Raw genomic sequence first — 25,568 nt, 5'->3', positions numbered from 1 at the left:
GTGGGGTGTGATTCACGAAAAGCCCGGGTGGATTCGGGCGATTGCGTCGATGTGCAATCTAGTTTTCGGTGTAGGCTTTGAGGTGGTTGATGGTGCAAAAAAACTTCATCGGCAGCTATCAAGCTCAGTGCGGTTAGACCGTACACGGTTCGTGAGAGGAGGAGACCATGACCATGCCGAGTGAGCGCACGCGAGCGCTGATTCAGACGCGAGACCTCCTGGTCGAGCTTGCGCAAGATACCGCGCTGTCAGAGTCTATTAGACGTCAGGCCCATCAGCTGTTACGGCACTATCCAACTTCAAATGAGATACTGCGGGCTGGGCAGCTCGAAGAACGAAGAATCGACCGACTGATCGAGCCCTTCCTGAGCTCCAGTATTGATTAACCGGATTGGCGACTCAACATCGCCCAATGCCGCTGAACCTGAGCTATGGATAGGTAAAGAGTCATGGCGCCATCTCCTTATCCACCTTGCGTTGTGGAATTGCACGGGCGCTCAATGGCCGTTCCGGTTAGAGAGGGGGCCCTGGTTCCATTGGATGGGAAATCATTGGGAGGACGTGTTGATGGGCACTTCACCTGCGACTCGACGTCCGGCGAAAAAGCAAGCGGTGTCCCGAGAGGAGGGCATTGCAGCCTTTTGGCGATTCAGTTCCCCTCGACAGTCGCTGACCGATTCGGAGAGGCTGCAGCAAATCAAAGTAGGGTTTCCTGCTGACCTCATCCAGGCATTGCGCTTGGCTTTCGACCTTCAAGACCGCCACCTGGAAACGCTGCTCCACGCATCCATTTCGACGCTTGAAAGACGGCGGCGAGAGCAAAAGAACCTTGATCCTGTTGCATCCGAGCGTTTGGACAGAGTTGCTTCGGTCAGTCATTTGACCGAAGGGGTTTTTGACAACCCAGTACGCGCCGTCCAATGGATGTCGATGCCGAATAAAGCACTCGGTGGAATCGCGCCGATCATGCTCTGCGAAACAGAGATAGGCGCTAAACAAGTTCGCCGAATTCTTCAGACCCTTGAGTGGGGTGGTGCAGCCTGATCGCCTCCACGCTGCTTTCTTCTCTATCCCAATCGGCGGGGTTTGTGCTTTCGACAAGGGGAGGGGCTGACAGAGATTGGTTATGCGAATCGTAGCGGCTACTGTGTTCACATTCTTGATTATTCTGGCGTCGCCATAGCAGTTCGTTGCTGGTCAATTTCTGCCTGTCGTGACCGGCAGAAGTCGACCCACGCTGCCCATCGCATGAGGCAGAAAATGACGAAAAGCGGACGTAATCTGTACGATCAACCATCTTTAATACGCCAAAGCTTATCTACCCAATTGCTAAGAACCTTGCTAAAAGTAAAAAAGGGGCGCCAGAGTTCGCGTGCAAGCCACATCCGAGCTTGCCACGAAAGCCATTGGACATAAAATTCATATTAAAAATTTATTGCCATGGTCGACTTCTCCGTACCTCATGCTGTGCTAGTGAAAATTGATATAGGGCCCCCTAAACACCCATCGCAGGTCAGCCGAAGCTTATCGCTACTCAATAAATTGCATTGTAACCCTGTTGAATACTTGCCGTACTTCATCGATTGGGTCATCATCGGTTCATACCTATCTAGGGCGTAGTTGTGAGTATAGTGGGTCGCCCCAGCCCCTTTCGAAGCAGAGAAAAATATGAGCAGTTATATATTTAGCAGTGTTGAATCAAGCCAGGAAATTGAAAGTTTTTTACAGCAGCTCGGCGATTGGTGTGCCCAAAACTACGTTCAATGCTACATTATTGATAAGCCGCTCATAGAGGTTAAGGGTAATTATGATTCTGACAATTGCTTCGCTATATTAATTCCGAAGCGAAAAATTGTATTCATTAGTCACAACGAAAGCGCAGGCACTTTGTCGGACTATGCAGATGATTTTGTTGAGGACTTGGGTTATATCTCAACAAAGTTTAACTATAAAGATAAAATAGGTAGACCTAAGAGATGGCAAGACTCCTTAACCTTCCAGCAGCCAAATGCTGAAAAATTTTCAATTGCCCAATATCTTGAATCATCGAAGCTAAATAATCCAGAAGACCAGCGACTATCAGAACTACTTGTATCGTTGGCTACTGGTAGTATTAACGATATTGAGCGCGTCGGGATCGATGTTCCAGAGAATGACCTAGATCGAATTAGGCGTAATATTTTGCTTTTTGATGGAGATCAGACTCGCTTTGTTTACCAAGACTTGAAACAAAAAGAAGTCAGGATACAAGGTCTTTCTGGTACCGGCAAAACAGAGTTACTACTTCATAAATTAAAAGAGCTCTACGTCGCCGATGATATTTCGAAAATTGCAATCACGTGTCACAACAAAATTTTAGCGGCAAACCTCAGAGCAAGAATTCCAAAATTCTTTAACTTTATGAAGGTTGAGCAGCAGATTGAATGGAATCAAAGGCTGCTCTGTGCTCATGCATGGGGGTCGTCAGGTCAGCCCTATTCTGGAGCATATGCTGCCATTTGTAGTGCGTACGATATTCCGTGCCATCCTTGGTCTCGCTCCATGGATTTTGATAGAGCATGTACACTCTCGTTAGAGTCTTTGAAGGCAAAAGGCGGCTCAGATGGTGTGTATGTATTTGATTACATGCTCGTTGATGAAAGCCAAGATTTCCCCGAAAGTTTTTTTGAATTATGTGAGATCGCAACAAAAAACTCTCTGTTCATTGCCGGGGACATTTTTCAAAGTATTTTTGATGAAAGGAAGGACGCAGGCACTAAAGCAGAATTCACACTTAGCAAATGCTACAGAACAGCGCCAACTACGCTGATGTTTGCTCAAGCATTAGCGATGGGCTACTTCGAAGATAGAAAGCTGAATTGGCTGGATCACGATGACTTAGATGCTTGCGGCTATCAGAGTTCTACTGATCCGCTTACTGGCGAGTTGCTACTCAAACGTGAGCCCATCAGCAGATTTGAGGATATATCTCAAGAAAGTAGAAGCGTGGAATTGATCCGCTTAAATGGAGAGTATCGTCAGCAAAGCTGTCTGCAAATAATTGAATGCCTTAAAGATATCAAGAGGCAATACTCAAACGTCACTGCGAACGATGTCGGAATTATCATGATTGACAAAGGCAAGTCAATTTATGAGATGTCCGATATGCTGGCTCAGATTATACCTAGAGAAATGGGTTGGCCGGTCAATAAGGCTTACGAGTCTGGTAGCCCTAGTAAGGATGGAGAGCTGTTTCTTAGTAATACTAACCATGTTAAAGGATTGGAATTTCCATTTGTAATTTGCGTTACATCTCATCTTTCGGAGTCGTTCAATCATAGAAATGCGCTTTATATGGCGATAACTAGGTCTTTCCTCAAGACGTATTTTTTAATTCCAAACGGGGTCATGAATCAAACGCTCGACAAGATCCAATACGGGCTCGAAAAAATAGCGCAAGATGGTGTTCTAAGAGTAATGCCACCGCCGTTGAGCGAGCAAGAGCAAATTAGAGCGTCAGTGAAGTGGCACGGCAGACTGAAATCTTTTGATGATCTCGTATTTGATACTCTCATAGAATTTGGGGTGTCAGAGTCTATGCATAATCGTCTACTCATTGCGATGAAGTCGTTACTCGACGCTGACGCATCGAAAGCCGAAATCCAAAAGCTTGCTCGAAAGATTACGTCGGAATAATGTTAAATGACGATTAATGTTTTCATGATTGACCAATATCAAGCGGAAGCTTTTAAAGCCATCCGCAGCAGATTTGATATTCTCACAATCTGGATGGACGCTATTAAGGTAATTATTAATTATTCTCCACCATCAAAAGATTTTACTGCGGCAGAAATTCATGTTCATAACTCTAGGATGAGTAGGCTTTTTTATTTGAGCGGTTCAAAAACTTTTTCTATCGCTTTTCCATTTAGAATCGAAGCTGAGGGGGGTATGTTCACCGTCAAAACTGCATCCGGTATCGATGTCGACAGTAAACTATCTTCTGAGATTTTGCTGATAGCAAAACTTCTCAAAAATAAGGGGTTGGTGAATGAGTGGGCACTAGCCGAGCACTTTGAAGATCAAGGGGGTGCGTCAGCTGAGTTTTGGCCTGTGCTTGCCGGGCTGCTTGACGCAGAGGATGGGTACTTGCGCTTTGATCATGATCCCGTTAGGAAGGATGGCCACAAACACCCATTAGACCATGCTGATCTTTTTTATACCAACGGCGCCAGTTTCAAGGTTGGCTTGCACAAAAAACTCAAACTTGAAGAGATCATTGATATCCTCAATCGGGAGACTGATTGTCATTATCTAAATCGAGTAATAGTGCGGAAGTAAGTCTTCGCATCTCCGTTTTGGCCGATGGTGCCCCACATGAAGGGCCGCACCCAAAGCGGTCGGTAACTCGACCGCGCGCCTAGCCTTGGATCCAGATGCATGCCCTGAGTGGGGGCCGAGCATATCGGATTTGTACCTGTCACTACTGGCAGGAAATGGCCGTTCTCTGTCGGTCCTCACTGCGGCGCCTGTTGGTCAAGTCGAATGCAAACAGCCGGTCAGTGGACATGCAAATGGGGGGGGCGAGTGAAATGTAATCTCCCACAAAGAATCCCATTTTTACCCCCATTACATCGGGACTCGCTAGTGAAGGATGGGTAGCAGGGCGTTAGATAATGCCTATACCTGCCGTAGCCGCATGATGGCGTCTGTGATGCCTTGAGCATTTTTGTCCAGCGTTTCCATGGCCGCAATTGCGTTAGTGGCCACACTCCCCACTCCATTCTCGGAGAGCCACTTGGTCACCTCTTCAATGGCCGCACATATGGCGTGCTGGTTGTGCAGGAGCAGTGTGAGAGCGTCTGCTGCGGCTATATTCTTTTCAGAGTTATCTGGCATGGGTATCGTCGTTGAGTAACCGGTGCAGGAAGACTAGCTGAACTCGCCGTTGGCTGGAGCCACTTTTCCAGACCCGATGACACCTGGGTAATTGCACTGACATGACCGCCCATTTGCATTCGAGCTAACGAGCCTCTTGCCCCGGATTTGACCCGCCCGCCTTAGCAAACATGACCAGCAGTGAACGGCCAGTAGACGTCCTCAGCAGTCAGCATCACGCTTCAACTTGCGAAGACATTGCGAGCATAATAAACCGTCCCCGCCACGACAAAAAGTGTGAGTAACATCATGACCGAAGCCCAACGCTGGACAGTGAAATGCCAAGATCCTTTGGATGGAAGTGGCGACGTCATCATTGAATTGCCGACTGAGCTACTCGCCAGTTTTGGACTGAGCATCGGTGACGTGTTGACGATTGAAGTGATCGACGATGCGATAGTTCTGACGCCGAAGTCGAGCGACTTAGCTACACCCTGAGTGGAGCCCGAGCGCTTCACCTAATCTTCAAACGGGCATAAGCGAACGGCACATCTCAGCGGTAGCGATTGAGCACGGGTTGCCGGCGGTGACATGGCCAATTCACCCTTGAAGTGAGCGATTCAACAGGTGTGAGAAAGCAAGATTCTCAAACCTCAGGACGTTTTTCGCACGCAGAGGCTCAATCGACGGTACGCCGAGGATGTGAGGGGCGTGATTCACGAAAAGCCCGTGCGGAGCCGGGCGATTGCGTCCATGGGCAGTCTGGTTTTCGGTGTAGGCTTCAGTTGATTTACAGAGCAAAAATACTTTGTCGGCAGCCATCAAGCTCAGCCGGCTGGACGGGGCACGGTTCTGGAGAGGAGGACACCATGACGATGTCGAACGAGCGCACACGAGCGCTGATTCAGACGCGAGAGCTTCTGCTCGAACTGGCGTAAGATCCCGCGCTGTCAGCGTCCATTCGCCGTCAGGCCCGCCAGCTGTTACGGCATTATCCCAATGCAAACGAGATACTGCGGGCAGGGCAGCTCGAAGAGCGAAGAGTCGACCGACTGACCGAGCCCTTCCTGAGCGCGAGTATCGATTGACCGCAGTAGCTACTCATCATCGGGCCAAAGCCATTCATCTTGAGCCATAGATAGGTAAAGGGGAAAGGGCGCCGTCTGCTTATCGACCTTGTGCGTTACGGCATTGCACTGGCGCTCAATGACCGTTCCGGTTAGACAGGAGATAGCTCATATTCCATTGGATGGGAAATCATTGGGAGGACGTGCTGATGGGCGCTTCAACTGCGACTCGACGTCCGGCAAAAGAGCAAGCGGTGTCCCGAGAGGAGGGCATCGCGGCCTTTTGGCGATTCAGTTCCGATCGAGAGTCGCTAATGGAGTCGGAGAGGCTGCACCAAATCAAAGTAGGGTTTCCCTCTTATTTTACCGGTACGCTGTAACTATGACCGGCAGATAACAACCCAATGCGGACTGTCACGGTATCCGAACACCACGGTTTCACATCTGATAATTGATGCTGGCCAAAATCTGCTGGTCTCCCAAGCATATAACGACGGCGTCCATGCCATTGCTATGACTTCTGTACTCAGCCGCGAATGAAGGCTAGCAAGTCAGCATTGATTTGATCCGCATTGGTGGTAGGCATGCCGTGCGGAAAGCCCGGATATGTCTTGAGCGTTGCATGCTTCAACAGCTTGGCGGACAGCGGAGCAGAGTCGGCAAACGGCACGATCTGGTCGTCCTCTCCATGCATGACCAGTGTGGGCACCTGGATGGCTTTCAGATCTTCAGTGAAGTCGGTCTCGGAAAACGCCTTGATGCAGTCGTAATGCGCTTTGGCACCGCCCATCATGCCTTGGCGCCACCAGTTGTCGATGACGCCTTGGGAGACTTTGGCGCCGGGGCGATTGAAGCCATAGAAAGGTCCCGCCGGTACGTCGACGTAAAACTGGGCACGGCTTGCGACCAGCGCAGCACGGAACCCATCGAACACCTCCAGAGGCAGACCGCCGGGGTTCTTCTCCGATTTGACCATGATCGGCGGGACGGCGCTGATCAGCACGGCTTTGGCTACTCGTCCGGGTTTGGCCCGAGCCGTGTAGCGCGCTACCTCGCCACCACCGGTGGAGTGACCCACGTGAATGGCATCCTTGAGATCTAGCGCATCGGTCAGTTCAATGACGTCGGCGGTATAGGTGTCCATTTCGTTACCTACCCAGGTCTGGGTCGAGCGCCCGTGCCCTCGGCGGTCGTGTGCGATGACCCGATAACCCTTGAGCAGGAAGAACATCATTTGATTGTCCCAGTCGTCGGCGCTCAATGGCCAGCCGTGGTGAAACACGATAGGCGTTGCGTCCTTCGGACCCCAGTCTTTGTAGAAAATCTCGGTGCCGTCTTTGGTAGTAATCGAGTTCATGGCGATTAGTCCTTCGTGACCTGGTTTGGGTGAGGTTGTGGATTGCTTGTTAGCGGCCTGCGTCAACTCGGAAAAGCTGGAAACCGGTATCAACAAACCCTGCGGCCACTACAGCTGAACTCGTCAATATGGCCCGACGCTGGAGATCTATTTCTCGAATGGAATCTTTCATTGGCGGTCTCTTTGATCCTGATGCAAATCGAGGGACGGAATCTCGAAGCTCATGAGGTTCCACCAGGTTGCGTTTTCTCCCCATTCATCGCCAACCGCTGGCGTCAAGGGGAGAGCCAGATTGGCGACAATTATCCGCTTCCCCTGTACTGCACCACCGGAGGGAAAGAGTAGACCGTTTGGAGCACGTTCTAGATTTTTTCCCGGAAACTCACCTGCGCGCGCCCGGCCTCGTTCAGATTCATCAAGTGCGACTGGATTGATTGGACGCGAGCCACTTGATTGATAAGCAAGCTATCGGCACCAAAAAAGCTCTCTGTAAGCACGCAGAAATTGAGTCGAGTGCCATTGCTGGCCCTATCTGTGCAATAAGGAAAGACAGACGAAAGCATAGGCATACTCGACAGGCCGCTAACCCAAAGCAGTCGTTCGATCATGCGGCTGCTGTGTCGAACTTCACTATTAAGGTGCCGCCAAAGGACCTTACTGATGGACGACTCAGCGCTTGTAACGCAGCACGTCAACCACTACGCCAAACGCTGACGTATGCTCACGGCGGTCAGCGTAGTAGAGATGGTAACCAGCAAACGGTTGGCACCAATCCTCCAGTACCGGCACAAGGCTTCCGTCGGCAAGCTCCTTCGACACCCTATCTTCTGGCAGGAAACCTAAGCCGCAACCCGACACAACTAGGCTCAATTTTTCACAGTCCAACAATCAGTGTTTAGGAGAAACCTGAGAGATTTATTCTCTCGGTTTTCCCGCAGAGGGTAAAAATGTAGGCACGGTAAGGCGAACCCGGTCGGTGGTTCGGCAATAGTTGGGGCCACCCAATCGTCCATAAGGTTGAAAAAGATCTACTCGTACCCTGAGTTTTTCTTCATCAATTAAATCTTCCCTGAAATACATCGCTACGATTTCGCCGAATACCATAGAGCGCTGCTTCGAGAACTCGATGATTTTGTAGAGTTTGCATTCCCATGCGATGGGTGCGTCGGCAATGCGAGGCACGTCGATTGTGGTGGAGGGGGTTAAATCAAAGCCAACGGATTCCGCTTCCGAGATGTGAGAGGGGAAGTCACTGCCACACAAAACCATTCTCTCGGCGATGCTTTCGTCAACCATGTTGACTACGAATTGTTCACGCTCAATGATGTTTTTAAGGGTGTCTTTTTGCTCGCCTGGGCGATGACTTTCTTCACCATAATGATCCACTGCAATGACAAAGAGTGGTGGATCTTCGCCCATATAGTTAAAGGCGCTATAAGGGGCGGCGTTGCACAACCCTTCACTGTTCAAACTTGTTACCAGCGCGATGGGGCGTGGACCTACACTTCCGGTAATTAACCAATACTTTTGCATATTGGTAAGTCCTGACATGGCGATGTGCGTCATGCGTATCTCCCGGTTCGTTCTCTCGCGCGTTGCGATAATTTTATTTATGGGTAGACCAACTGTATTGAATCTTATCCGGTGGATGTCGTGGGCTCCAATGAGAAATTGGTGAGCAGGTATAGCTGTTGGTAATACAAAGAGATTGCGCCATCGAAGAAAAGAAAGGCGAAGCGCGGAAAAGGCACCCTTAATTACCCTATTTGAATATTTAGGAGGTTTTTAGTGCATTTGCGTAGAAAAAGCAGCTCAGGTATTACCAATGGTAATGGTCGATCACGACATCTTGAATTGTCGTCCTTTTTTTTACACCATAGACTCGATTTTGCCAGGCAGTTTTACCTTGCCAGTCGCGTACAGCCCCCAGCTTGAGGCTTACCGATTGCCTGGTTGTTTCCCTACCTTTGCAAGGAGTCAGTATGTCTAATGCCCCGGTGACACGATTCGGTGCGCAGGAAAGAGGCGATGTTCTGCCCTCCGGCCCGAGCAAGCCTGAAATGATGGAGGCCGTCGCTTCGTTACTATCATTTCTTAAAGACAAACCGCTGGATAAGCAGCTGGAAGTGGAGCTTAACCTGCGGTTTGGAGCGACCTCCGAGGTCTATTCAAAGCTTCTAAGGCTGTTGCGTATGGGTATTGAGGAGGGATGGGCCTGCTACTCGCAAATTGACGGACCCGATTACTGTCGTGGTCAGTTGGCCAAGGCGACAGAGAATCCAAATGGGTACAGCGTTGAAAGCGGCATGCTGAAAAATGTGTTGGGCAACTACCACCTTCATCCGCGAGGTGAGATCAATATGATCGGCCCGGTGGACGATGGTGCGACTTTTTGTGGAAGCGGTGCGGGCTGGAAAGTTTTTGAACCCGGTACCCGGCACTTTCCAACGGTAAATGGCGGAAAAGTTACCATGCTGTTCTTCCTTCCTGGTGGGGAGATTGAATACATGGATCCGTGTAGTGATTAAAAGATTTATTTAACTTCCTGACAATACTCATAAAATAAGGAAAGAAAATGAATAAGCTCGCTGTGGTTGCGTTGCTCGCTGTGCTGAGTTTGACCGCTCAGGCAGCCGATAGTGTAAAAGTCGGTTTTATCAGTACGTTGTCCGGGCCAATCGCCGGTTTTGGTCTCGAAATTCGCGACGGCTTCAATCTGGCGCTTAAAAACAGTGGGAACAAGATCGGCGGGTTGCCGGTTGAAGTGGTAGAAGGCGACGACCAGGCCAGTCCTGATGTTGGCAAGCAATTGGCTGACAAAATGATCAAGCGGGACAAGGTCGACTTTTTGACCGGGGTTGTTTATTCGAACGTCATGCTCGCTGTTGGACCTCCAGCCTTCGCATCAAAAACCTTTTATATCAGTGCCGCAGCCGGGCCGGCCGCACTCGCCGGCGAGCGTTGCAATAAATACTTTTTTGGTTTGTCCTGGCAAAACGACGGACAGAGTGAAGCGGTAGGCAGCTACCTGAATAGAAAAAACTACAAGAAGGTCTTTATTCTTGCTCCCAATTACACTGGGGGAAAAGAGAACCTGGAAGGGTTCAAGCGTTTCTTCAAGGGTGATATCAGTTCAGAAGTTTATGTGAAGCTGGGACAACTAGACTTCGCCTCGGAACTTGCACAGATTCGCTCGACCAAACCCGACGCAGTGTTCTTCTTTTTGCCAAGTGGCATGAGCATTAACTTTATCAAGCAGTACGTGGGTGCTGGCCTGGATAAAGAGATTCCTTACTTCTCGACGGGGCACGCCGCGGACGAAGATGTTGTTAGCGCAGTCGGCGAGCAGATGGTTGGTTTGAAAAACGCTGCGCACTGGGCCTGGGATCTGAAAAACCCACAAAACGAAGCTTTCGTCGCCGACTTCAAGAAAACCTATGGCCGCACTCCAACCATGTATGCCTTTCAGGGTTATGACGTAGTACGTCTTCTTGATAGCGCCATTAAGGATGTAAAGGGAAACCTGTCGGATAAAGAGGCATTGCATACTGCCTTGATGACGACCGACTTCAAGTCACTGCGTGGTAGTTTCAAATTCAATACCAACCAGTTCCCCATGGATAGCTTCTACCTACGTGAAGTCCAGAAGGACAGCTCTGGAGCTGTCACCAATAAAACCGTTGCGACCATTTTCGATAATCACGCTGATGCCTATGTGGGGGCCTGCAAGTTGTAATCACGTTCAAAGCAAGTATTAAACGTCGTATTTATTGACTCTTCCATACGTCAGCTATAACTGAGCGGAGATAATTTCATGAAACCAATAAAGATATTGGCGTTTTCCGGTAGCACCCGAAAAGCCTCATTAAACGTTAAGTTATTGAGTCTCGCTGTCGCCGCCACGTTGGAAAACGGTGCCGAGGTAACCCATATCGACTTGCGGGATTACCCGTTGCCCATTTACGACGGTGACCTGGAAGTTGAATCGGGTGTGCCGCAGAACGCTCAGATTCTGCGCGAATTGCTGTTTGCGCACGACGGGTTGTTGATCGCCTCGCCTGAATACAACGGCTCGGTAACCGCGTTGCTGAAAAATACCCTGGATTGGTGCTCAAGGCCCGCCAATGGACGCGAAGGTCTGGCGCCATTTCGCGGTAAAGCGGTTGGATTGATGGCTGCTTCACTCAGCCCATTCGGCGGCTTGCGCGGCATTATCGATTTGCGCGGCATCATGGCGAAGCTGGGCGCTGTGGTTTTGAGTGATGACATTGCGATTCCATCCGCACTGAACGCATTCGATTCCAACGGCGCCTTTGTCGATCGTAACGTTGGAAAACTGGTTCATCTGTTTACTTCGAACCTCATCGGTCTAACTGCAAAACTGCAGCCGAGTATCGACACTTCCAGGGTTGAGCCATGAGTACCTTAGTGATTGAGGAGGCACTGAACGGATTGCAGTTCGGGCTCATGCTTTTCTTGCTCGCAGCGGGATTGACCCTGGTGTTCGGGATCATGGACATGATCAACCTGGCCCATGGCTCGCTGTACATGATTGGTGCTTACCTGACCGCCACCGTCGCTGATGCCAGCGGCTCTTATTTCATCGGCGTACCCGTTGCGCTGGTGGGGACGGCGATCATTGGCATGGTGCTGGAGATCAGCCTGTTCCGAAAGCTGTACAGGCGAGATCACTTGTCTCAGGTGCTGGCGACCTTCGCACTGATCCTCATCTGTAACGAGGCGGTACGGATGATCTGGGGCGTACAGCCCATTGCGCTCAACACACCGGCCGCTTTTTCGCGTCCGATCGAGTTGATCCCGGGCCTGCATTATTCCGCGCAGCGTTTGATGATTATCGGGGTGGGGTTGGTGGTCGCGATTTCCATGTACTTCCTGGTCGCGAAAACCCGGTTGGGCATGTGGGTTCGTGCTGGAGCATCAAACCGGGAGATGGCCACCACCATGGGGGTCAACATCAAATGGTTGTTCACCGTGGTGTTCGGTGTAGGTGCTGCGCTGTGCGCATTGGCAGGCGCGATGCTGGGTCCATTGCTGGCGGTACAGGTGGGGATGGGTGAAAGCATCCTGATTCTGGCCTTCGTGGTGGTCGTCATCGGCGGCATCGGCTCCATCAGAGGAGCATTTGTAGGTGCGCTTCTAATCGGCGCCGTCGATACCTTGAGCCGATCGCTGCTACCCCTGTTGCTCGGCAAGTTTCTATCGCCAGCAGTGACCTCCTCGATTGGCGCAGCGGTGGCATCAATCATCATTTACGTCCTTATGGCTGCCGTTCTGTTCTGGAAGCCACAAGGCCTGTTTCCTGCTCGGGGGTGATCCTATGAACTCGACTCTCCACCACAGCATACGGCCAGGCGTGGCAGCCGTCGTTCTGCTTTTGCTGCTTCTCTTGCCTTGGCTGGCCAGCGTTTTCGATCAAGCGTTCTACATGACATTTGCCACGCGAATCATGATCTTTGCCCTGGCCGCGACCAGCCTCAATCTGGTGTTGGGGTTTGGTGGTCTAGTGGCCTTCGGGCACGCCGGATTCTTCGGGATCGGGGCTTACACCATCGCTATTTTGATGGACATGGGAACCAGTTCCGCATGGATCACCTGGCCAGTGGCTGTTGCCATCAGCGCGGCGTGCGCACTGACTATCGGGCTGGTTTCCTTACGTACCCGCGGCGTGTACTTCATCATGATTACCCTGTCGTTTGCGCAGATGCTGTACTACATCTTCCAGTCGCTGACCGCCTTCGGGGGTGATGATGGAATGTCGCTGCCAGGTCGTTCGACGCTGGCGTGGGGGCCTGACCTATCGTCCGATGTCAACTTTTACTACGTCGTGTTGCTGATCAGCGTCGTGGTGATGTTCGCCATGCAACGTGCCGTCAATGCACGATTTGGGCGAGTCCTGCAATCGATACGTGAAAATGAATCGCGCATGGAGTCGATCGGCTATCCAGTGTTTCGCTACAAGCTGGTGGCCTTCACCTTGTCGGGTGCGCTGGCAGGATTGGCCGGAGCACTGGTTGCCAACCAGAATGGCTTTATCAGTCCGAACCTCATGTTGTGGACGCAATCCGGAACCCTGATGGTGATGGTGATCATGGGCGGGGTAGGTTATTTGTTTGGGGGTGTCTTCGGTGCGGCGTTGCTGCTGATATTGGAAGAGACGCTGTCCAATTACACGATTCACTGGCAACTGCCACTGGGCATCATTTTGTTGATCGTCGTGTTGTTCGCCCAAACCGGCGTCGCCGGGCTGTTCAACAGGAAGGTGGCGCCATGAAGCCGCCGCTCCTGGAAATCCGCAATCTCGTCAAACGCTTCGGCGGATTGGTCGCCACCAACGGCGCCAACCTGACTGTCCATAAAGGTGAGGTGCACGCACTCATTGGTCCCAATGGCGCAGGCAAGACCACGCTGATCCATCAGATCTCTGGAGCGCTGAGCTCTGATGAAGGGATCATGGTGTTTGATGGGGTCGACATCATGGGCATGTCCATGCACAAGCGTGTGGAAGCTGGACTGGCCCGGTCCTATCAGATCACCAGCATTTTTAAAAAACTGACAGTGCTGGATAACGTGGCATTGGCCGTTCAAGCGCGCAGTGGCAGCAGCTTTCGGTTTTGGCGGTCGGCCGTTTCCGAAACCCGGCTCTTCGACGAAGCTCACTCGATCCTGGAGCAGGTCGGCCTGGCATCCAAGGCCAAATCCATCGCCGGCAGTCTGGCGCATGGAGAGCAACGGCAGTTGGAGCTGGGTATCACACTGGGCACTCGACCCAAACTGCTATTGCTCGACGAACCCATGGCCGGGATGGGGCCTGAAGACTCGGAAAAAATGGTGAAGCTGCTGATGGCGCTCAAGGGCAAATCGACCGTGCTGCTCATCGAACACGATATGGCCGCGGTTTTCCGGCTTGCCGACCGAATGTCGGCGCTGGTCTACGGAAATGTCATCGCCTCTGGTGTGCCGTGCGATGTGCGAGAAGACCCTGAAGTAAAAAGAGCTTACCTGGGCGAGGAGGCGGTATGAATGCGGTCCTTGAAGTAACCGACGTAGAAACGGCGTATGGCGAAAGCCAGGTTCTGTTTGGCGTGAGTTTGCAGATCAGGGAGGGAGAAGTGTCCACCCTGCTTGGGCGTAACGGCATGGGAAAAACCACCAGTGTCCGCTCCATTTTGGGTTTGACGCCCGTCCACTCGGGGTCGATCCGGTTTCGCGGTGAACTCATAGAGCGTAAATCGGCGGATGTCATTGGGCGAAAGGGGATCGCGGTAGTACCGGAAGGACGCCACATCTTTCCCAACCTCACGGTGAAAGAAAACCTGGTGGCCTTTGCATGCAATCGAAACAAGACGTCAGAGCCGTGGACGCTGGAAAAAATCTACAACTTTTTCCCTCGACTGGCAGAGCGCGAGCGGAACATGGGGTCGCAATTATCGGGTGGTGAACAGCAAATGCTGGCCATTGGTCGTGCGCTAATGACCAATCCTCATTTGCTGATTCTCGACGAAGCTACCGAAGGGCTGGCCCCTCTGATCCGGGATGAGATCTGGACCTGTCTTCACGCGTTGAAAAAAAGCGGGCAGACCGTTCTGGTGATCGACAAATACGTCGAGAAGCTTATTGCGCTGGCCGATCACCACACCATCATCGAAAAAGGCCAGGTTGCCTGGCAGGGTTCCTCAAAAGAGCTGAGCCTGGATAGAAGCCTGTGGCAGCGATATCTGGGCGTTTAACACTTCAATAGTTCTGTTTTGGCGGGGTTGGCCAGCGGGTTGCTCCTGGGCTGGCTTCGCCATTTTATCTGATATTACTTTCACTAATAACTGATCGTAATCTTTTGAATTTTGCTTTTAGCCAGCTTCGATAAAAATAAAGTCATCTTGCAACCACATCAGAGCAGGAAACTATGAACACCTTACCAGGCCAAGTGTGGCGTACCAATACGGGCGGCGTCCCACGTCAACTTCTTAATTATATCGATGGTAACTTTGTTACTTCCGCATCAAGCTTTGCCAATATTAATCCGGTTAATGGCAAGCTAATTTCTGATGTGTTTGAAGCCGATGCCAAACAAGTCAATGAGGCTGTTGTCGCTGCGCAGAATGCACTCAAAGGCCCATGGGGCAAGCTGAGCGTTCAGGATCGTGCTGCGTTGATTCACAAAATCGCCGACGGGATTCAAGCGCGTTTCGAGGAGTTTGTCGCGGCGGAGGTTGCTGACACCGGTCGTCCAGTACATCAGGCGCGGACGCTGGACATTCCTCGCGCCATTGCAAACTTCCGAACTTTTGCCGACTTGGCGAAAACCAGTCATACCGATCTGTTTGAAATGTCAACTTCAGACGGGGCGGGTGCACTGAACTATACAGTTCGCAAACCGTTGGGGGTGATTGGCGTTATTTCCCCCTGGAACCTTCCGTTGTTGTTGTTTACCTGGAAAGTTGCGCCTGCACTAGCTTGCGGAAATACCGTCGTTGCAAAGCCGTCTGAAGAGTCGCCCTCGTCGGCAACTTTGCTGGCTGAGGTCATGCATGATGCCGGCGTTCCGCCGGGGGTATTTAATTTGATTCACGGGTTCGGTAAAGATTCGGCCGGCGAGTTTCTGACCCAGCATCCCGGTATCAGTGCATTGACCTTCACCGGTGAGTCCAAGACGGGTTCGACCATCATGAAAGCGGTGGCCGATGGTGTGAAGGAAGTGTCTTTCGAGTTGGGAGGCAAGAACGCAGCGGTGGTCTTTGCCGATGCCGATCTGGATGCTGCCATCGTCGGTGTATTGCGTTCTTCGTTTACCAACTCGGGGCAAGTCTGCCTGTGTTCCGAGCGTGTGTATGTTCATCGCTCAATCTTTGACGAGTTTGTCTTGGGGCTCAAGGTTGAAGCTGAGCGGTTGGTCGTGGGCTATCCCGATCAGGAAGGCGTGAACATGGGGCCACTGATTTCCCATGGGCATCGTGACAAGGTTCTTTCCTACTACCGCTTGGCGGTCGAGGAGGGCGCAACCGTTGTGACGGGCGGTGACATTCCCCAGTTCAACGATGAGCGTGATCAAGGCGCCTATGTTCAGCCGACGATTTGGACGGGGCTGTCGGACAAGGCGCGCTGCGTTACCGAGGAGATCTTTGGCCCGGTATGTCACATCTCGCCATTCGATGACGAAGACGAAGTCATCAATCGCGTCAACGACAGTAACTACGGCCTCGCCTGCGCCATTTGGACCACCAATCTTTCCCGTGCACACCGTGTTTCACGGCAAATCCACGTGGGTCTGGTCTGGGTCAATACCTGGTATTTGCGTGATCTTCGTACGCCATTCGGTGGAGTGAAGCTGTCTGGGTTGGGCCGTGAAGGCGGTCGTTTCTCGATGGATTTCTACTCCGACATTGCCAACATCTGCATAAAAATCTAGGGGGTTCAGACATGCGTCAAACCATGAAATCGCGCGCCATTCCTGCTCCGCACTTTCACTATTCGCCCTGTGTGTCGATTGGCAGTACGTACCAGGTGTCCGGAATGATCGCGTTGGACCCTGCCACTGGCCAACTGGTCGAGGGTGGTCCGGGGGCAGAAGCCAGCCGCATTCTCGATAACTTGCGCAGTGCATTACCCGATTACGGATTGACGCTGGACGACTTGCTCATCGCTCGTATCTACACCACTCGCTTTGATGCGTTTGCCGAAATCAACGCTGCCTGGGAGACGTTCTTTACCCAAGGCCTGGTTCCTCCGGCAAGAACCAGTGTGGGCGTAAGCGCTCTGCCCCTGGGGGCCAGTGTGGAAATCGAGTTTTCTTTCGTTAAAACATCACAGTGATCGAGAAGCCATGAACAGTAATATCGAACTCGCTGCAGCGCGGTTGTGGCAAGCGGAGCTGGATGGAATTCCCTGTGAACCTATCCGCGATTTGATCGGAATTGACAATGTTGAACTGGCATACGCGGTGCAGCAACTCAACTCCGAGCGCCGTATCGAGGAAGGCCGCCGTCTGGTCGGTCGCAAAATCGGCCTCACCTCAAAAGTTGTCCAGCAGCAGCTGGGCGTGGATCAGCCTGACTTCGGCATGTTGTTCGCCGACATGTGCCTGGCCGATGGAGAAGACGTCGCACTCGGCCGCGTGATGCAGGCGAAGGTCGAGGCGGAAATCGCCCTGATTATTGAGCAACCACTGGATCAGGGAAAACACACCATAGCCGACATCATCCGGGCCACAGCCTTTGCGCTTCCCGCGATCGAGATTGTTGGCAGCCGCGTGGCTAACTGGGACATCAAGCTTGCCGACACCATTGCTGACAATGCTTCCAGTGGCCTGTTTGTGCTGGGTTCGCGCCCCGTGAAACTGGATGCTTTTGATGTTGTTGGCTGCGGCATGGTGATGGAGCGTCGTGGCGATCAAGTCAGCGTTGGTATGGGGGCTGCCTGCATGGGCAATCCACTGCTGGCGGCTGTGTGGTTGGCGGACACCATGGCCCGTCTGGGTCAGCCGCTGCAACCGGGAGACATCATCATGACCGGTGCCCTGGGTCCAATGGTTGCCGCCGCTTTTGGCGACATTTTTGAAGCCAATATCCAAGGGCTGGGTCGCGTACGCGCCTCCTTCGCCCCTGCGAAGGAGTAACTGGACGTGAATCAGAACACTCGACTGAACGTCGCGATCATTGGTTCCGGCAACATCGGGACCGACCTGATGATCAAAGTACTGCGCAATTCCAAGCATCTGGCGATGGGTGCAATGGTGGGTATCGATGCCGCGTCCGATGGTTTGGCCCGTGCTGCCCGCATGGGCGTTGCGACCACGCATGAAGGCATTACCGGGTTGGTCAACCTGCCAGGCTTCGAGCAGATTCATATCGTTTTTGATGCGACCTCGGCCGGCGCCCATGCCAGGCACAACGAAATTCTTCAGGGGCACGGCGTCAAGGTCATCGACCTGACCCCGGCAGCCATTGGGCCGTATGTAATCCCCGTGGTCAATCTGGCGGATCACTTGGCGAGCCCGAACATCAACATGGTGACGTGCGGTGGACAGGCGACGATTCCTGTAGTGCGCGCTGTATCGCGCGTTACGCGGGTTCGTTATGCGGAAATCGTTGCCTCGATTGCCAGCAAGTCTGCCGGCCCCGGTACGCGCGCCAATATCGACGAGTTCACAGAAACCACGTCGCAGGCGATCGTCAGTGTGGGCGGCGCAGAGCATGGCAAAGCGATCATTGTGCTCAATCCGGCCGAGCCGCCGTTGATGATGCGGGACACCGTTCTGTGCCTGGCCGAAGCCAATGCCGATACCGACGCGATCCGCCAGTCGATCGAGCAGATGGTGAAAGAAGTGGCGGCCTACGTACCGGGTTACCGGATGAAGCAGGACGTGCAGTTCGACACGATCCCGACGGATCAACCGATCAACATTCCCGGGGTTGGTCTGGTGTCGGGCATCAAGGTGTCAGTGTTTCTGGAAGTCGAAGGCGCGGCGCATTACTTGCCTGCCTATGCAGGCAATCTCGACATCATGACGTCAGCCGCGCTCGCCGCCGCCGACCAGATTGCCGCAAAAATGATTGGGGCAGGGCAGGGAGATAACCATGAATAACACCAGGAAAATATTCATCCAGGACGTCACTCTGCGCGACGGTATGCACGCGATCCGTCATCAGTACTCCCTGGATCAAGTGATGGCGATCGCCAAGGCCCTCGACGTGGCCAAGGTCGACAGTATCGAAGTGGCGCACGGCGACGGGCTTGCCGGTTCCAGCTTCAATTACGGTTTTGGTGCCCACAGCGATCTGGAGTGGATTGAAGCCACGGCGTCGGTACTCGAACACGCCAAACTCGCCACTTTGCTGCTGCCAGGTATTGGCACCCTTCATGACCTCGACGCGGCTTTCAAGGCGGGTGTACGCACCGTCAGAGTCGCGACTCATTGCACGGAAGCCGACATCTCTCGGCAGCACATTGAGCACGCTCGCAAGTTGGGCATGGACACTGTCGGCTTCCTGATGATGTCGCACATGGCGACGCCACAGAAGCTCGCCGAGCAGGCGAAGCTGATGGAAAGCTACGGTGCCCAATGTGTGTACGTCGTGGACTCAGGTGGTGCGCTTACGATGCAAGGCATCGCAGAACGCTTCAAGGCGTTTAAAGAAGTCCTTGAACCGTCGACTCAAACCGGTATGCATGCGCACCACAACTTATCGTTGGGGGTCGCCAACTCGATCGTTGCCGTGGAAAACGGTTGTGATCGTGTCGATGCTTCCTTGGCAGGTATGGGCGCCGGCGCCGGCAACGCGCCGCTGGAAGTGTTCATCGCGGCCATCGAAAAGCTGGGCTGGAATCACGGTACCGACCTGTTCACGCTGATGAACGCCGCCGACGACCTGGTACGCCCGCTGCAAGATCGCCCGGTCCGGGTGGATCGCGAAACCCTCGCCCTGGGGTATGCCGGCGTTTATTCGAGTTTCTTGCGTCATGCGGAAGCTGCTTCGGCGCGTTATGGCGTGTCGGCTGTCGACATTCTGGTCGAGCTGGGCAATCGGCGAATGGTGGGAGGACAGGAAGACATGATCGTCGACGTCGCACTGGATTTGCTGAATAAAACAGGGGGCAAGGTATGAGCACGCTGGATATCCACGCCATTTCAACCGCGCTTGATAACGCGGCAAGGTACCAGGAAGAAGTCGATCCGTTGACCCCGGTCCACGGTTTTAACCTGGATGACGCCTATTTGATTCAGCGGGCGTCCATTGCCCTGCGGCACGCGCGCGGCGAGCTACCAGTAGGTATCAAACTGGGGTTCACCAGTCGGGCAAAGATGATCCAGATGGGGGTCGATAGCCTCATTTGGGGATTGCTGACTGACGCGATGTTGTATGAGGAAGGCGCGGTAGTTGACCTGGCTGACTTCATTCATCCCCGTGCTGAACCAGAAGTGTGCTTTTTGACCAAGCGCGACATCGACCGGCCGCTGACGTTACTGGAAGCCAGTGCCTATCTGGAAGGCGTTGCCCCGGCGATCGAGATCATTGACTCCCGCTACCGCAACTTCAAATTCACCCTGGAAGACGTGGTGGCCGATAACTGCTCTTCCGCAGGACTGGTGGTCGGTGCCCTGTCGGGCAACATCACTGACTTGGCGAACCTTGGGGTGGCGCTGCGTTTCAACGGCAAGCCTATGCAGATCGGCAGCACAGGCGCCATCCTGGGCGATCCACTGCGAAGTGTCGTCCAGGCTTCGCGCTTGGCTGCCCGTGCCGAAATGGTCCTCCCTGCCGGCTCGCTGATCATGGCGGGTGCGGCCACTGCTGCCCAAGCATTGACCGCTGGCACGCATGTCAGCGCAGAAATTAGTTCCTTGGGCCGGGTTGAGTTTTACACGGGAGCGCAAGCATGAGTACTGAAGCGAAATTGGTGGAAGGCAAAGCCTTGCCGCGCGGAAAGTTTCCCCACATCAAGCGGGCAGGGGACTTTCTTTTTGTATCAGGCACCAGTTCCCGTCGTCCGGACAATACGCTGGTAGGCGTCGAGGTGGATGAAATGGGCTCCACGCGCCTCGATATCGTGGCCCAAACAACCGCTGTTATTGAAAACATTCGGGACATCCTCGGCAGCGTTGGGGCGACCCTGGACGACGTGGTCGAGATTTCGACCTTCCTGGTCAACATGAATGATTTTGCGGGTTATAACGAAGTCTACGGTACGTATTTTGGCTACGAAGGCCCCACCCGAACGACGGTAGCGGTGCACCAGTTGCCACATCCATATCTGCTTATCGAAATCAAGGCAGTTGCCTACAAACCGTTGGCGCAGAAGGGGAATTGATGATGTTGACGTTCGGCAAACCATTGAATTTTCAGCGCTGGCTCGATGACCATTCCGACTTGTTGAAACCACCCGTTGGCAATCAACAAGTCTGGCAAGATTCCGATTTTATTGTGACAGTTGTCGGCGGGCCTAACTTTCGTACCGATTTCCATGATGATCCGATGGAAGAGTTTTTCTATCAGTTCAAGGGTAATGCTTACTTGAACATCATGGATCGAGGTCAGTTGGATCGTATCGAGTTGAAAGAGGGCGACATCTTTTTACTGCCTCCTCATTTACGGCATTCACCGCAACGTCCAGAGCCAGAAAGCCGTTGCCTGGTCATTGAGCGCCAGCGCCCTGAAGGCGTGATTGACGGTTTTGAGTGGTATTGCCTGAACTGCAATGGCCTGGTTTATCGGGTGGAGGTTCAGCTCAAAAGTATCGTGAGCGATTTGCCTCCGTTATTTGATGTCTTTTATGGCAACGTCGATTTGCGAAAGTGCCCTCAATGTGGTCAGGTCCATCCTGGAAAGGCAGCGTTAGAATCTGGCGTACGGGGAGATAAGGCATGAAAATCGATATGCACTCCCACTTCTTCCCCCGTATCTCGGAGCAAGAAGCGGCAAAGTTCGATGCAGATCAGGCGCCTTGGTTACAAGTCAGCGACAGGGGCAACACTGGTTCGATCATGATGGGGAAAAATAACTTTCGCCCTGTCTATCAAGCCCTGTGGGATCCGGCTTTCCGAATTGAGGAAATGGACGCACAAGGCGTGGATGTGCAAGTGACCTGCTCTACTCCCGTGATGTTCGGCTATACATGGGAAGCCAATAAGGCAGCGCAATGGTCGGAGCGAATGAATGATTTCGCCCTGGAGTTTGCAGCGCATAACCCCCAGCGCATCAAGGTATTGGCGCAAGTACCTTTGCAGGATCTTGAACTGGCATGCAAAGAAGCGTCCCGTGCCGTTGCGGCTGGACACGTGGGCATACAAATCGGAAACCATTTAGGCGACAAAGACCTGGACGATGCAACACTTGAGGCCTTCTTGACGCATTGCGCCAATGAGGATATTCCAATTCTGGTTCATCCATGGGACATGATGGGTGGGCAGAGAATGAAAAAATGGATGTTGCCGTGGTTGGTGGCGATGCCAGCAGAAACGCAACTTGCCATTCTGTCCTTGATATTGTCAGGTGCATTTGAGCGAATCCCCAAGTCACTCAAGATCTGTTTTGGGCATGGCGGCGGAAGTTTTGCATTTTTGCTTGGGCGAGTAGATAACGCCTGGCGGCATCGTGACATTGTACGAGAGGATTGCCCTCGACCACCTTCTGAATATGTCGACCGTTTCTTTGTCGACAGTGCAGTCTTCAATCCCGGTGCACTTGAGTTGTTGGTGGGTGTGATGGGTGAAGATCGGGTGATGCTCGGATCTGACTACCCGTTTCCGCTTGGCGAACAGAAGATTGGAGACTTGATTCTCAATAGCGATCTTGAACAATACGCCAAGAGCAAAATCATGTGGGGTAATGCGAGTAAGTTTTTTAATATAAATATCTAATTGCTTATACCATCCTGCCGCTCCATCGTGCCTGCAATAAGTTGGTTGGTGTAAAATAAAGATATTGTTTGGTTTCAGGCAGTGTGGCTCAAGTGTTTGCCGAGGCGCCAAACTATTGTCGAGTTTTTATCATATTGACCATCCTTTTGTAGCATGTTGGAAGGCAGGCGTTCTGCCGGAAGATAATGGCCATATTCCGGAGCGATTATCTTTATGCAATTCCGTGCTAAACTTATCTATAAGTTCATTCGATGCTAAGGTTGATCTCGTATAAGGAGTGTTATGGAAACTTCACCCATATCGACAATCACGCTAAGCCGAAAACTGAAATTCAACCAGCTCATGATATTTGAGTTGGTATTGGAGTCAGGGTCGTTTGTAAGAGCTGCGAATTCGATGGGGCTGACCCAACCGGCCATCACCAAAGCTATATATGATCTTGAGTCATTTTTTGGCGCGTCGTTGTTTGAGCGTTCCAATCGCGGTGTAACGCCTACGGAGTTCGGCGTCATGCTCGGTCGCCGAGTCAAGTCCTTGATCGCTGAAACCCGCTACATGACTGAAGAGGTTAATGCCTTTCGGACCGGAGAAGCGGGGCATGTGATTGTAGGAACTCTTATCTCGGCTTCAGCAAAACTTCTACCACGGACTATCGTAAAGTTGCGTAAGGCGACGCCTGGCGTACTGATTACGGTTCGTGAAGGAACAACAGCGCAAATGTTTCCTTCCTTGGCAACCGGGGATCTCGACATCGTTGTCGGGCGTCTTCCAGAGCAAGAATTACCTCTGACTCATGCTTTTCCACTCAAACACGAAGTTTTATTCGACGAATCTTTCTGCGCCGTTGTGGGCAAGGGGCACGTTCTGGCTGAGCGAAAAGCATTGAGTATTGGCGAACTCATGGGGGAAGAGTGGATCTTTCCACTTCAAGAATCGCCGTCCTACAATGCCGTAGAGAAGTTTTTCCGCGACACCGGTTTAGGTCTCCCTCCCCATCATATTAATTCTCTTTCTCTATTAACCAACATAGGTTTGTTGTTGGAAACCGACATGATTGCACTGATGCCCCGCGCTGCAGCATTGCAGTTTGTAAAAGCGGGTTTGTTAGTCATCCTGGATATGACGACGACGGCTAACTTTGGAGAGGTGGGGTTTTCAATACGGGCTGATAAAGATGTCAATCCGGCGTGTAAGAACTTTATTAAGTGCTTGCGTGAAGCGGCCAAGGAAATATTTGAGTAACACCCGTCGCGAAACAAATTTCTATCCCATCTAATAATGGCGAGTCATTCTCCATTGTCTCCGTCTGCTCTTTAATTTGAAGTCGATCATAGCAGCAGATATCTTAATATTGCTATTACCAACGGTAATGCACAGTCGCGGCATAATGATTGGCGTAAGTGTTTTGGTTGTTATAAAAAGATGATGTGTGTGTTTTTGGAGTTTTTCTTCGGCTTCTAGTAGCGCTCATAGTCTGTGCTGCTGCAATGATGCTGAGCTTGTTTCTGAGTCGGATCCATGCGTCAAACAGCTATTCAATAATAATTAACGGCTGTGGGCGAGCGGCATCTTGCTGCGCGTATCACAATAATAATTAATTTCGCTATCAAAGTCATAGATTGACTTTTTATGGAGTTCGCTATGCGCATAAAAACAATAAATTCAATCGTTTTGATTTTGGTTGCACCCGTAAATTTGGCGCTGGCCAGTCAGCAGTCCGATGCGAAAGGATTTGTCGAAGACTCAAAGGCGATCGTCAACATCAGAAATATGTACATGAATAGAGACTATCGTCAGTCGAATGCGCCACAGAGTTACGGTGAGGAGTGGGGCCAGGGTTTTATCGGCACCTTCCAGTCAGGCTTCACTCAGGGCATGGTTGGTTTTGGTGTGGATATAATTGGCCAGTTCGGCATGAAACTGGATACAGGAGATGGCCGCACAGGCGGGGGAACCGGCTTGTTGGAGAGGGATAAAGACGGGGCTAAGGACGAATATTCAAAGCTCGGTGGTGCACTTAAAGTCCGGTTTTCAAACAGTGTTCTGAAATACGGCAATCAGTTTATGTCATTGCCAATTTTGTCGACGTCGGATGCCCGATTGTTGCCAGAATCTGCCACTGGTTTGTCGGTAACCAGTAATGAAATAAAAAATCTTACCTTGTCGACGGGGCATTTTACCGGTCTCAATAATCGTAACGAGAGCAAGCCCGATAGCGCCAGACTGACCAGTCTGGATTACGTCGGCGGCGTCTACAAGTTCAATGACCAGCTGTCCAGTAGCCTGTTCTATCAAAAAATTGATGACTATTGGCGCAAGTACTACGGCAATTTGAATTATAACTTGCCGCTGAGTAACGCCCAGGCGCTCAACGTTGACTTCAATATATACGATACCCATAGCCTCGGTGAGGAACGAGCAGGTAAGTTGGATAACCGTATCTGGAGTCTGGCGGTAACTTACACTTTCGGTGCGCATCGCTTCATGATCGGTCGTCAAGAGGTGTCAGGTAAAGGAGATTACACCTACGGTATTGATGGATTGAGCACGGTGTATGTCGCCAACTCGGTTCAGTACACCGACTTTAACTATCAAGATGAAAAGTCCTGGCAGGCGCGTTACGATTTGAATTTTGCGCCTTACGGAATTCCGGGACTGACATTCATGACCCGCTACGTGAAAGGCTATGGATTCGATACGGCGGCGACGAACGATGGCCGTGCCTGGGAGCGAGACATCGATACCAAATACGTAGTGCAGGAAGGGACGGCGAAAAACCTCAGTTTCCGTTTGCGAAACGCTACGTACCGCAGCTCCGACAGAGGCGGCAAGATCGATGAGGTTCGGCTCATCATTGAGTATCCTTTGAGCATCTTTTAGTTTTTCGTAGTGGAACCAAGTCTTTAAAACGGCT

At 51.9% G+C, this 25,568-nt stretch carries 27 protein-coding genes and 1 pseudogene; 24 read left to right on the top strand and 4 right to left on the bottom strand.

Annotated features, from left to right (window positions below; all coding sequences use genetic code 11):
• The first annotated feature begins 167 nt into the window (after positions 1-167).
• The 4 genes from ACYZT5_RS10765 to ACYZT5_RS10750 all read left to right on the top strand — a co-directional run bounded on the left by ACYZT5_RS10765 (position 168) and on the right by ACYZT5_RS10750 (position 4,320).
• A complete protein-coding gene (locus tag ACYZT5_RS10765) occupies positions 168-386 on the top strand; it encodes a BPSL0761 family protein (RefSeq protein WP_462051084.1) in 219 nt (72 codons plus the stop codon).
• A 181-nt stretch (positions 387-567) separates the two neighbouring features.
• A complete protein-coding gene (gene parS / locus ACYZT5_RS10760) occupies positions 568-1,044 on the top strand; it encodes a type II RES/Xre toxin-antitoxin system antitoxin (RefSeq protein ID WP_462051083.1) in 477 nt (158 codons plus the stop codon).
• Positions 1,045-1,668: 624 nt separating this feature from the next.
• Positions 1,669-3,675, top strand: coding sequence for an ATP-binding domain-containing protein (locus ACYZT5_RS10755; protein ID WP_462051082.1), 2,007 nt, complete (start codon positions 1,669-1,671; stop codon positions 3,673-3,675).
• Between the two features lie 6 nt (positions 3,676-3,681).
• The gene (locus ACYZT5_RS10750) at positions 3,682-4,320 is read left to right on the top strand and encodes a hypothetical protein (RefSeq protein ID WP_462051081.1); all 639 of its coding nucleotides are present in this window, start codon (positions 3,682-3,684) and stop codon (positions 4,318-4,320) included.
• A gap of 339 nt (positions 4,321-4,659) precedes the next feature.
• On the opposite strand, the gene ACYZT5_RS10745 is transcribed toward ACYZT5_RS10750, so the two are convergent.
• Positions 4,660-4,878, bottom strand: coding sequence for a hypothetical protein (locus tag ACYZT5_RS10745; RefSeq protein ID WP_462051080.1), 219 nt, complete (start codon positions 4,876-4,878; stop codon positions 4,660-4,662).
• Between the two features lie 288 nt (positions 4,879-5,166).
• On the opposite strand from ACYZT5_RS10745, the gene ACYZT5_RS10740 reads away from it, so the two are divergent.
• Both ACYZT5_RS10740 and ACYZT5_RS10735 read left to right on the top strand, forming a co-directional pair.
• Positions 5,167-5,355 (top strand): AbrB/MazE/SpoVT family DNA-binding domain-containing protein, encoded by a 189-nt coding sequence (locus tag ACYZT5_RS10740; protein WP_462051079.1) that lies wholly within the window; start codon positions 5,167-5,169, stop codon positions 5,353-5,355.
• Positions 5,356-5,804: 449 nt separating this feature from the next.
• Positions 5,805-5,945, top strand: coding sequence for a hypothetical protein (locus ACYZT5_RS10735; RefSeq protein WP_462052228.1), 141 nt, complete (start codon positions 5,805-5,807; stop codon positions 5,943-5,945).
• A gap of 505 nt (positions 5,946-6,450) precedes the next feature.
• Here ACYZT5_RS10735 and ACYZT5_RS10730 read toward each other — a convergent pair.
• The 3 genes and pseudogenes from ACYZT5_RS10730 to ACYZT5_RS10720 all read right to left on the bottom strand — a co-directional run bounded on the left by ACYZT5_RS10730 (position 6,451) and on the right by ACYZT5_RS10720 (position 8,847).
• Positions 6,451-7,281: an alpha/beta fold hydrolase gene (locus tag ACYZT5_RS10730; RefSeq protein ID WP_462051078.1), complete on the bottom strand. Its 831-nt coding sequence runs from the start codon at positions 7,279-7,281 to the stop codon at positions 6,451-6,453.
• A 669-nt stretch (positions 7,282-7,950) separates the two neighbouring features.
• A pseudogene (locus ACYZT5_RS10725) lies at positions 7,951-8,151 on the bottom strand (LysR substrate-binding domain-containing protein); the annotation flags it as partial.
• Between the two features lie 45 nt (positions 8,152-8,196).
• Positions 8,197-8,847: a flavin reductase family protein gene (locus tag ACYZT5_RS10720; RefSeq protein WP_462051077.1), complete on the bottom strand. Its 651-nt coding sequence runs from the start codon at positions 8,845-8,847 to the stop codon at positions 8,197-8,199.
• A 416-nt stretch (positions 8,848-9,263) separates the two neighbouring features.
• On the opposite strand from ACYZT5_RS10720, the gene ACYZT5_RS10715 reads away from it, so the two are divergent.
• From ACYZT5_RS10715 to ACYZT5_RS10630, 18 genes are all read left to right on the top strand, one after another.
• Positions 9,264-9,809 (top strand): 4-hydroxylaminobenzoate lyase, encoded by a 546-nt coding sequence (locus tag ACYZT5_RS10715; protein ID WP_462051076.1) that lies wholly within the window; start codon positions 9,264-9,266, stop codon positions 9,807-9,809.
• A 47-nt stretch (positions 9,810-9,856) separates the two neighbouring features.
• Positions 9,857-11,017, top strand: a complete 1,161-nt coding sequence (locus ACYZT5_RS10710; RefSeq protein WP_462051075.1) for an ABC transporter substrate-binding protein — start codon at positions 9,857-9,859, stop codon at positions 11,015-11,017.
• A 78-nt stretch (positions 11,018-11,095) separates the two neighbouring features.
• Complete coding sequence (locus ACYZT5_RS10705) at positions 11,096-11,701, top strand: NADPH-dependent FMN reductase (protein WP_462051074.1); 606 nt, start codon at positions 11,096-11,098, stop codon at positions 11,699-11,701.
• The gene (locus tag ACYZT5_RS10700; RefSeq protein ID WP_462051073.1) at positions 11,698-12,615 is read left to right on the top strand and encodes a branched-chain amino acid ABC transporter permease; all 918 of its coding nucleotides are present in this window, start codon (positions 11,698-11,700) and stop codon (positions 12,613-12,615) included. Before ACYZT5_RS10705 ends, ACYZT5_RS10700 begins: the two co-directional genes overlap by 4 nt.
• A 133-nt stretch (positions 12,616-12,748) precedes the next feature.
• Complete coding sequence (locus tag ACYZT5_RS10695; RefSeq protein WP_462051072.1) at positions 12,749-13,573, top strand: branched-chain amino acid ABC transporter permease; 825 nt, start codon at positions 12,749-12,751, stop codon at positions 13,571-13,573.
• On the top strand, positions 13,570-14,322 hold the full coding sequence (locus ACYZT5_RS10690; RefSeq protein WP_462051071.1) for an ABC transporter ATP-binding protein: 753 nt from the start codon (positions 13,570-13,572) through the stop codon (positions 14,320-14,322). The genes ACYZT5_RS10695 and ACYZT5_RS10690 overlap by 4 nt, the downstream gene beginning before the upstream one ends.
• Entirely contained in the window at positions 14,319-15,029 is a 711-nt protein-coding gene (locus tag ACYZT5_RS10685) for an ABC transporter ATP-binding protein (protein ID WP_462051070.1), read from the top strand. Before ACYZT5_RS10690 ends, ACYZT5_RS10685 begins: the two co-directional genes overlap by 4 nt.
• A gap of 173 nt (positions 15,030-15,202) precedes the next feature.
• Positions 15,203-16,705, top strand: a complete 1,503-nt coding sequence (locus ACYZT5_RS10680) for a 2-hydroxymuconic semialdehyde dehydrogenase (RefSeq protein WP_462051069.1) — start codon at positions 15,203-15,205, stop codon at positions 16,703-16,705.
• An 11-nt stretch (positions 16,706-16,716) separates the two neighbouring features.
• The gene (locus ACYZT5_RS10675; RefSeq protein ID WP_462051068.1) at positions 16,717-17,109 is read left to right on the top strand and encodes a RidA family protein; all 393 of its coding nucleotides are present in this window, start codon (positions 16,717-16,719) and stop codon (positions 17,107-17,109) included.
• A gap of 10 nt (positions 17,110-17,119) precedes the next feature.
• Positions 17,120-17,911: a 2-keto-4-pentenoate hydratase gene (locus ACYZT5_RS10670; RefSeq protein WP_462051067.1), complete on the top strand. Its 792-nt coding sequence runs from the start codon at positions 17,120-17,122 to the stop codon at positions 17,909-17,911.
• Between the two features lie 69 nt (positions 17,912-17,980).
• The gene (locus ACYZT5_RS10665) at positions 17,981-18,880 is read left to right on the top strand and encodes an acetaldehyde dehydrogenase (acetylating) (RefSeq protein WP_462052227.1); all 900 of its coding nucleotides are present in this window, start codon (positions 17,981-17,983) and stop codon (positions 18,878-18,880) included.
• A complete protein-coding gene (gene dmpG, locus ACYZT5_RS10660; protein WP_462051066.1) occupies positions 18,873-19,901 on the top strand; it encodes a 4-hydroxy-2-oxovalerate aldolase in 1,029 nt (342 codons plus the stop codon). The genes ACYZT5_RS10665 and dmpG overlap by 8 nt, the downstream gene beginning before the upstream one ends.
• Positions 19,898-20,677 carry a 2-keto-4-pentenoate hydratase gene (locus tag ACYZT5_RS10655; protein ID WP_462051065.1) on the top strand — a complete coding sequence of 260 codons (780 nt, stop codon included), beginning with the start codon at positions 19,898-19,900 and terminating at the stop codon, positions 20,675-20,677. The genes dmpG and ACYZT5_RS10655 overlap by 4 nt, the downstream gene beginning before the upstream one ends.
• Entirely contained in the window at positions 20,674-21,105 is a 432-nt protein-coding gene (locus ACYZT5_RS10650; RefSeq protein WP_462051064.1) for a RidA family protein, read from the top strand. The genes ACYZT5_RS10655 and ACYZT5_RS10650 overlap by 4 nt, the downstream gene beginning before the upstream one ends.
• On the top strand, positions 21,105-21,662 hold the full coding sequence (locus ACYZT5_RS10645; protein WP_462051063.1) for a 3-hydroxyanthranilate 3,4-dioxygenase: 558 nt from the start codon (positions 21,105-21,107) through the stop codon (positions 21,660-21,662). The genes ACYZT5_RS10650 and ACYZT5_RS10645 overlap by 1 nt, the downstream gene beginning before the upstream one ends.
• The gene (locus tag ACYZT5_RS10640; protein WP_462051062.1) at positions 21,659-22,654 is read left to right on the top strand and encodes an amidohydrolase family protein; all 996 of its coding nucleotides are present in this window, start codon (positions 21,659-21,661) and stop codon (positions 22,652-22,654) included. Before ACYZT5_RS10645 ends, ACYZT5_RS10640 begins: the two co-directional genes overlap by 4 nt.
• Positions 22,655-22,936: 282 nt before the next feature.
• Positions 22,937-23,896, top strand: coding sequence for a LysR family transcriptional regulator (locus ACYZT5_RS10635; protein ID WP_462051061.1), 960 nt, complete (start codon positions 22,937-22,939; stop codon positions 23,894-23,896).
• A 399-nt stretch (positions 23,897-24,295) separates the two neighbouring features.
• Positions 24,296-25,534: an OprD family porin gene (locus ACYZT5_RS10630; RefSeq protein WP_462051060.1), complete on the top strand. Its 1,239-nt coding sequence runs from the start codon at positions 24,296-24,298 to the stop codon at positions 25,532-25,534.
• Positions 25,535-25,568: the final 34 nt, after the last annotated feature.

The sequence above is a fragment of the Pseudomonas sp. LB3P14 genome, from assembly GCF_054898045.1.
The sequence above is the reverse complement of the archived record's forward strand: the minus strand, read 5'-3'. Positions and strand labels throughout refer to the sequence as shown.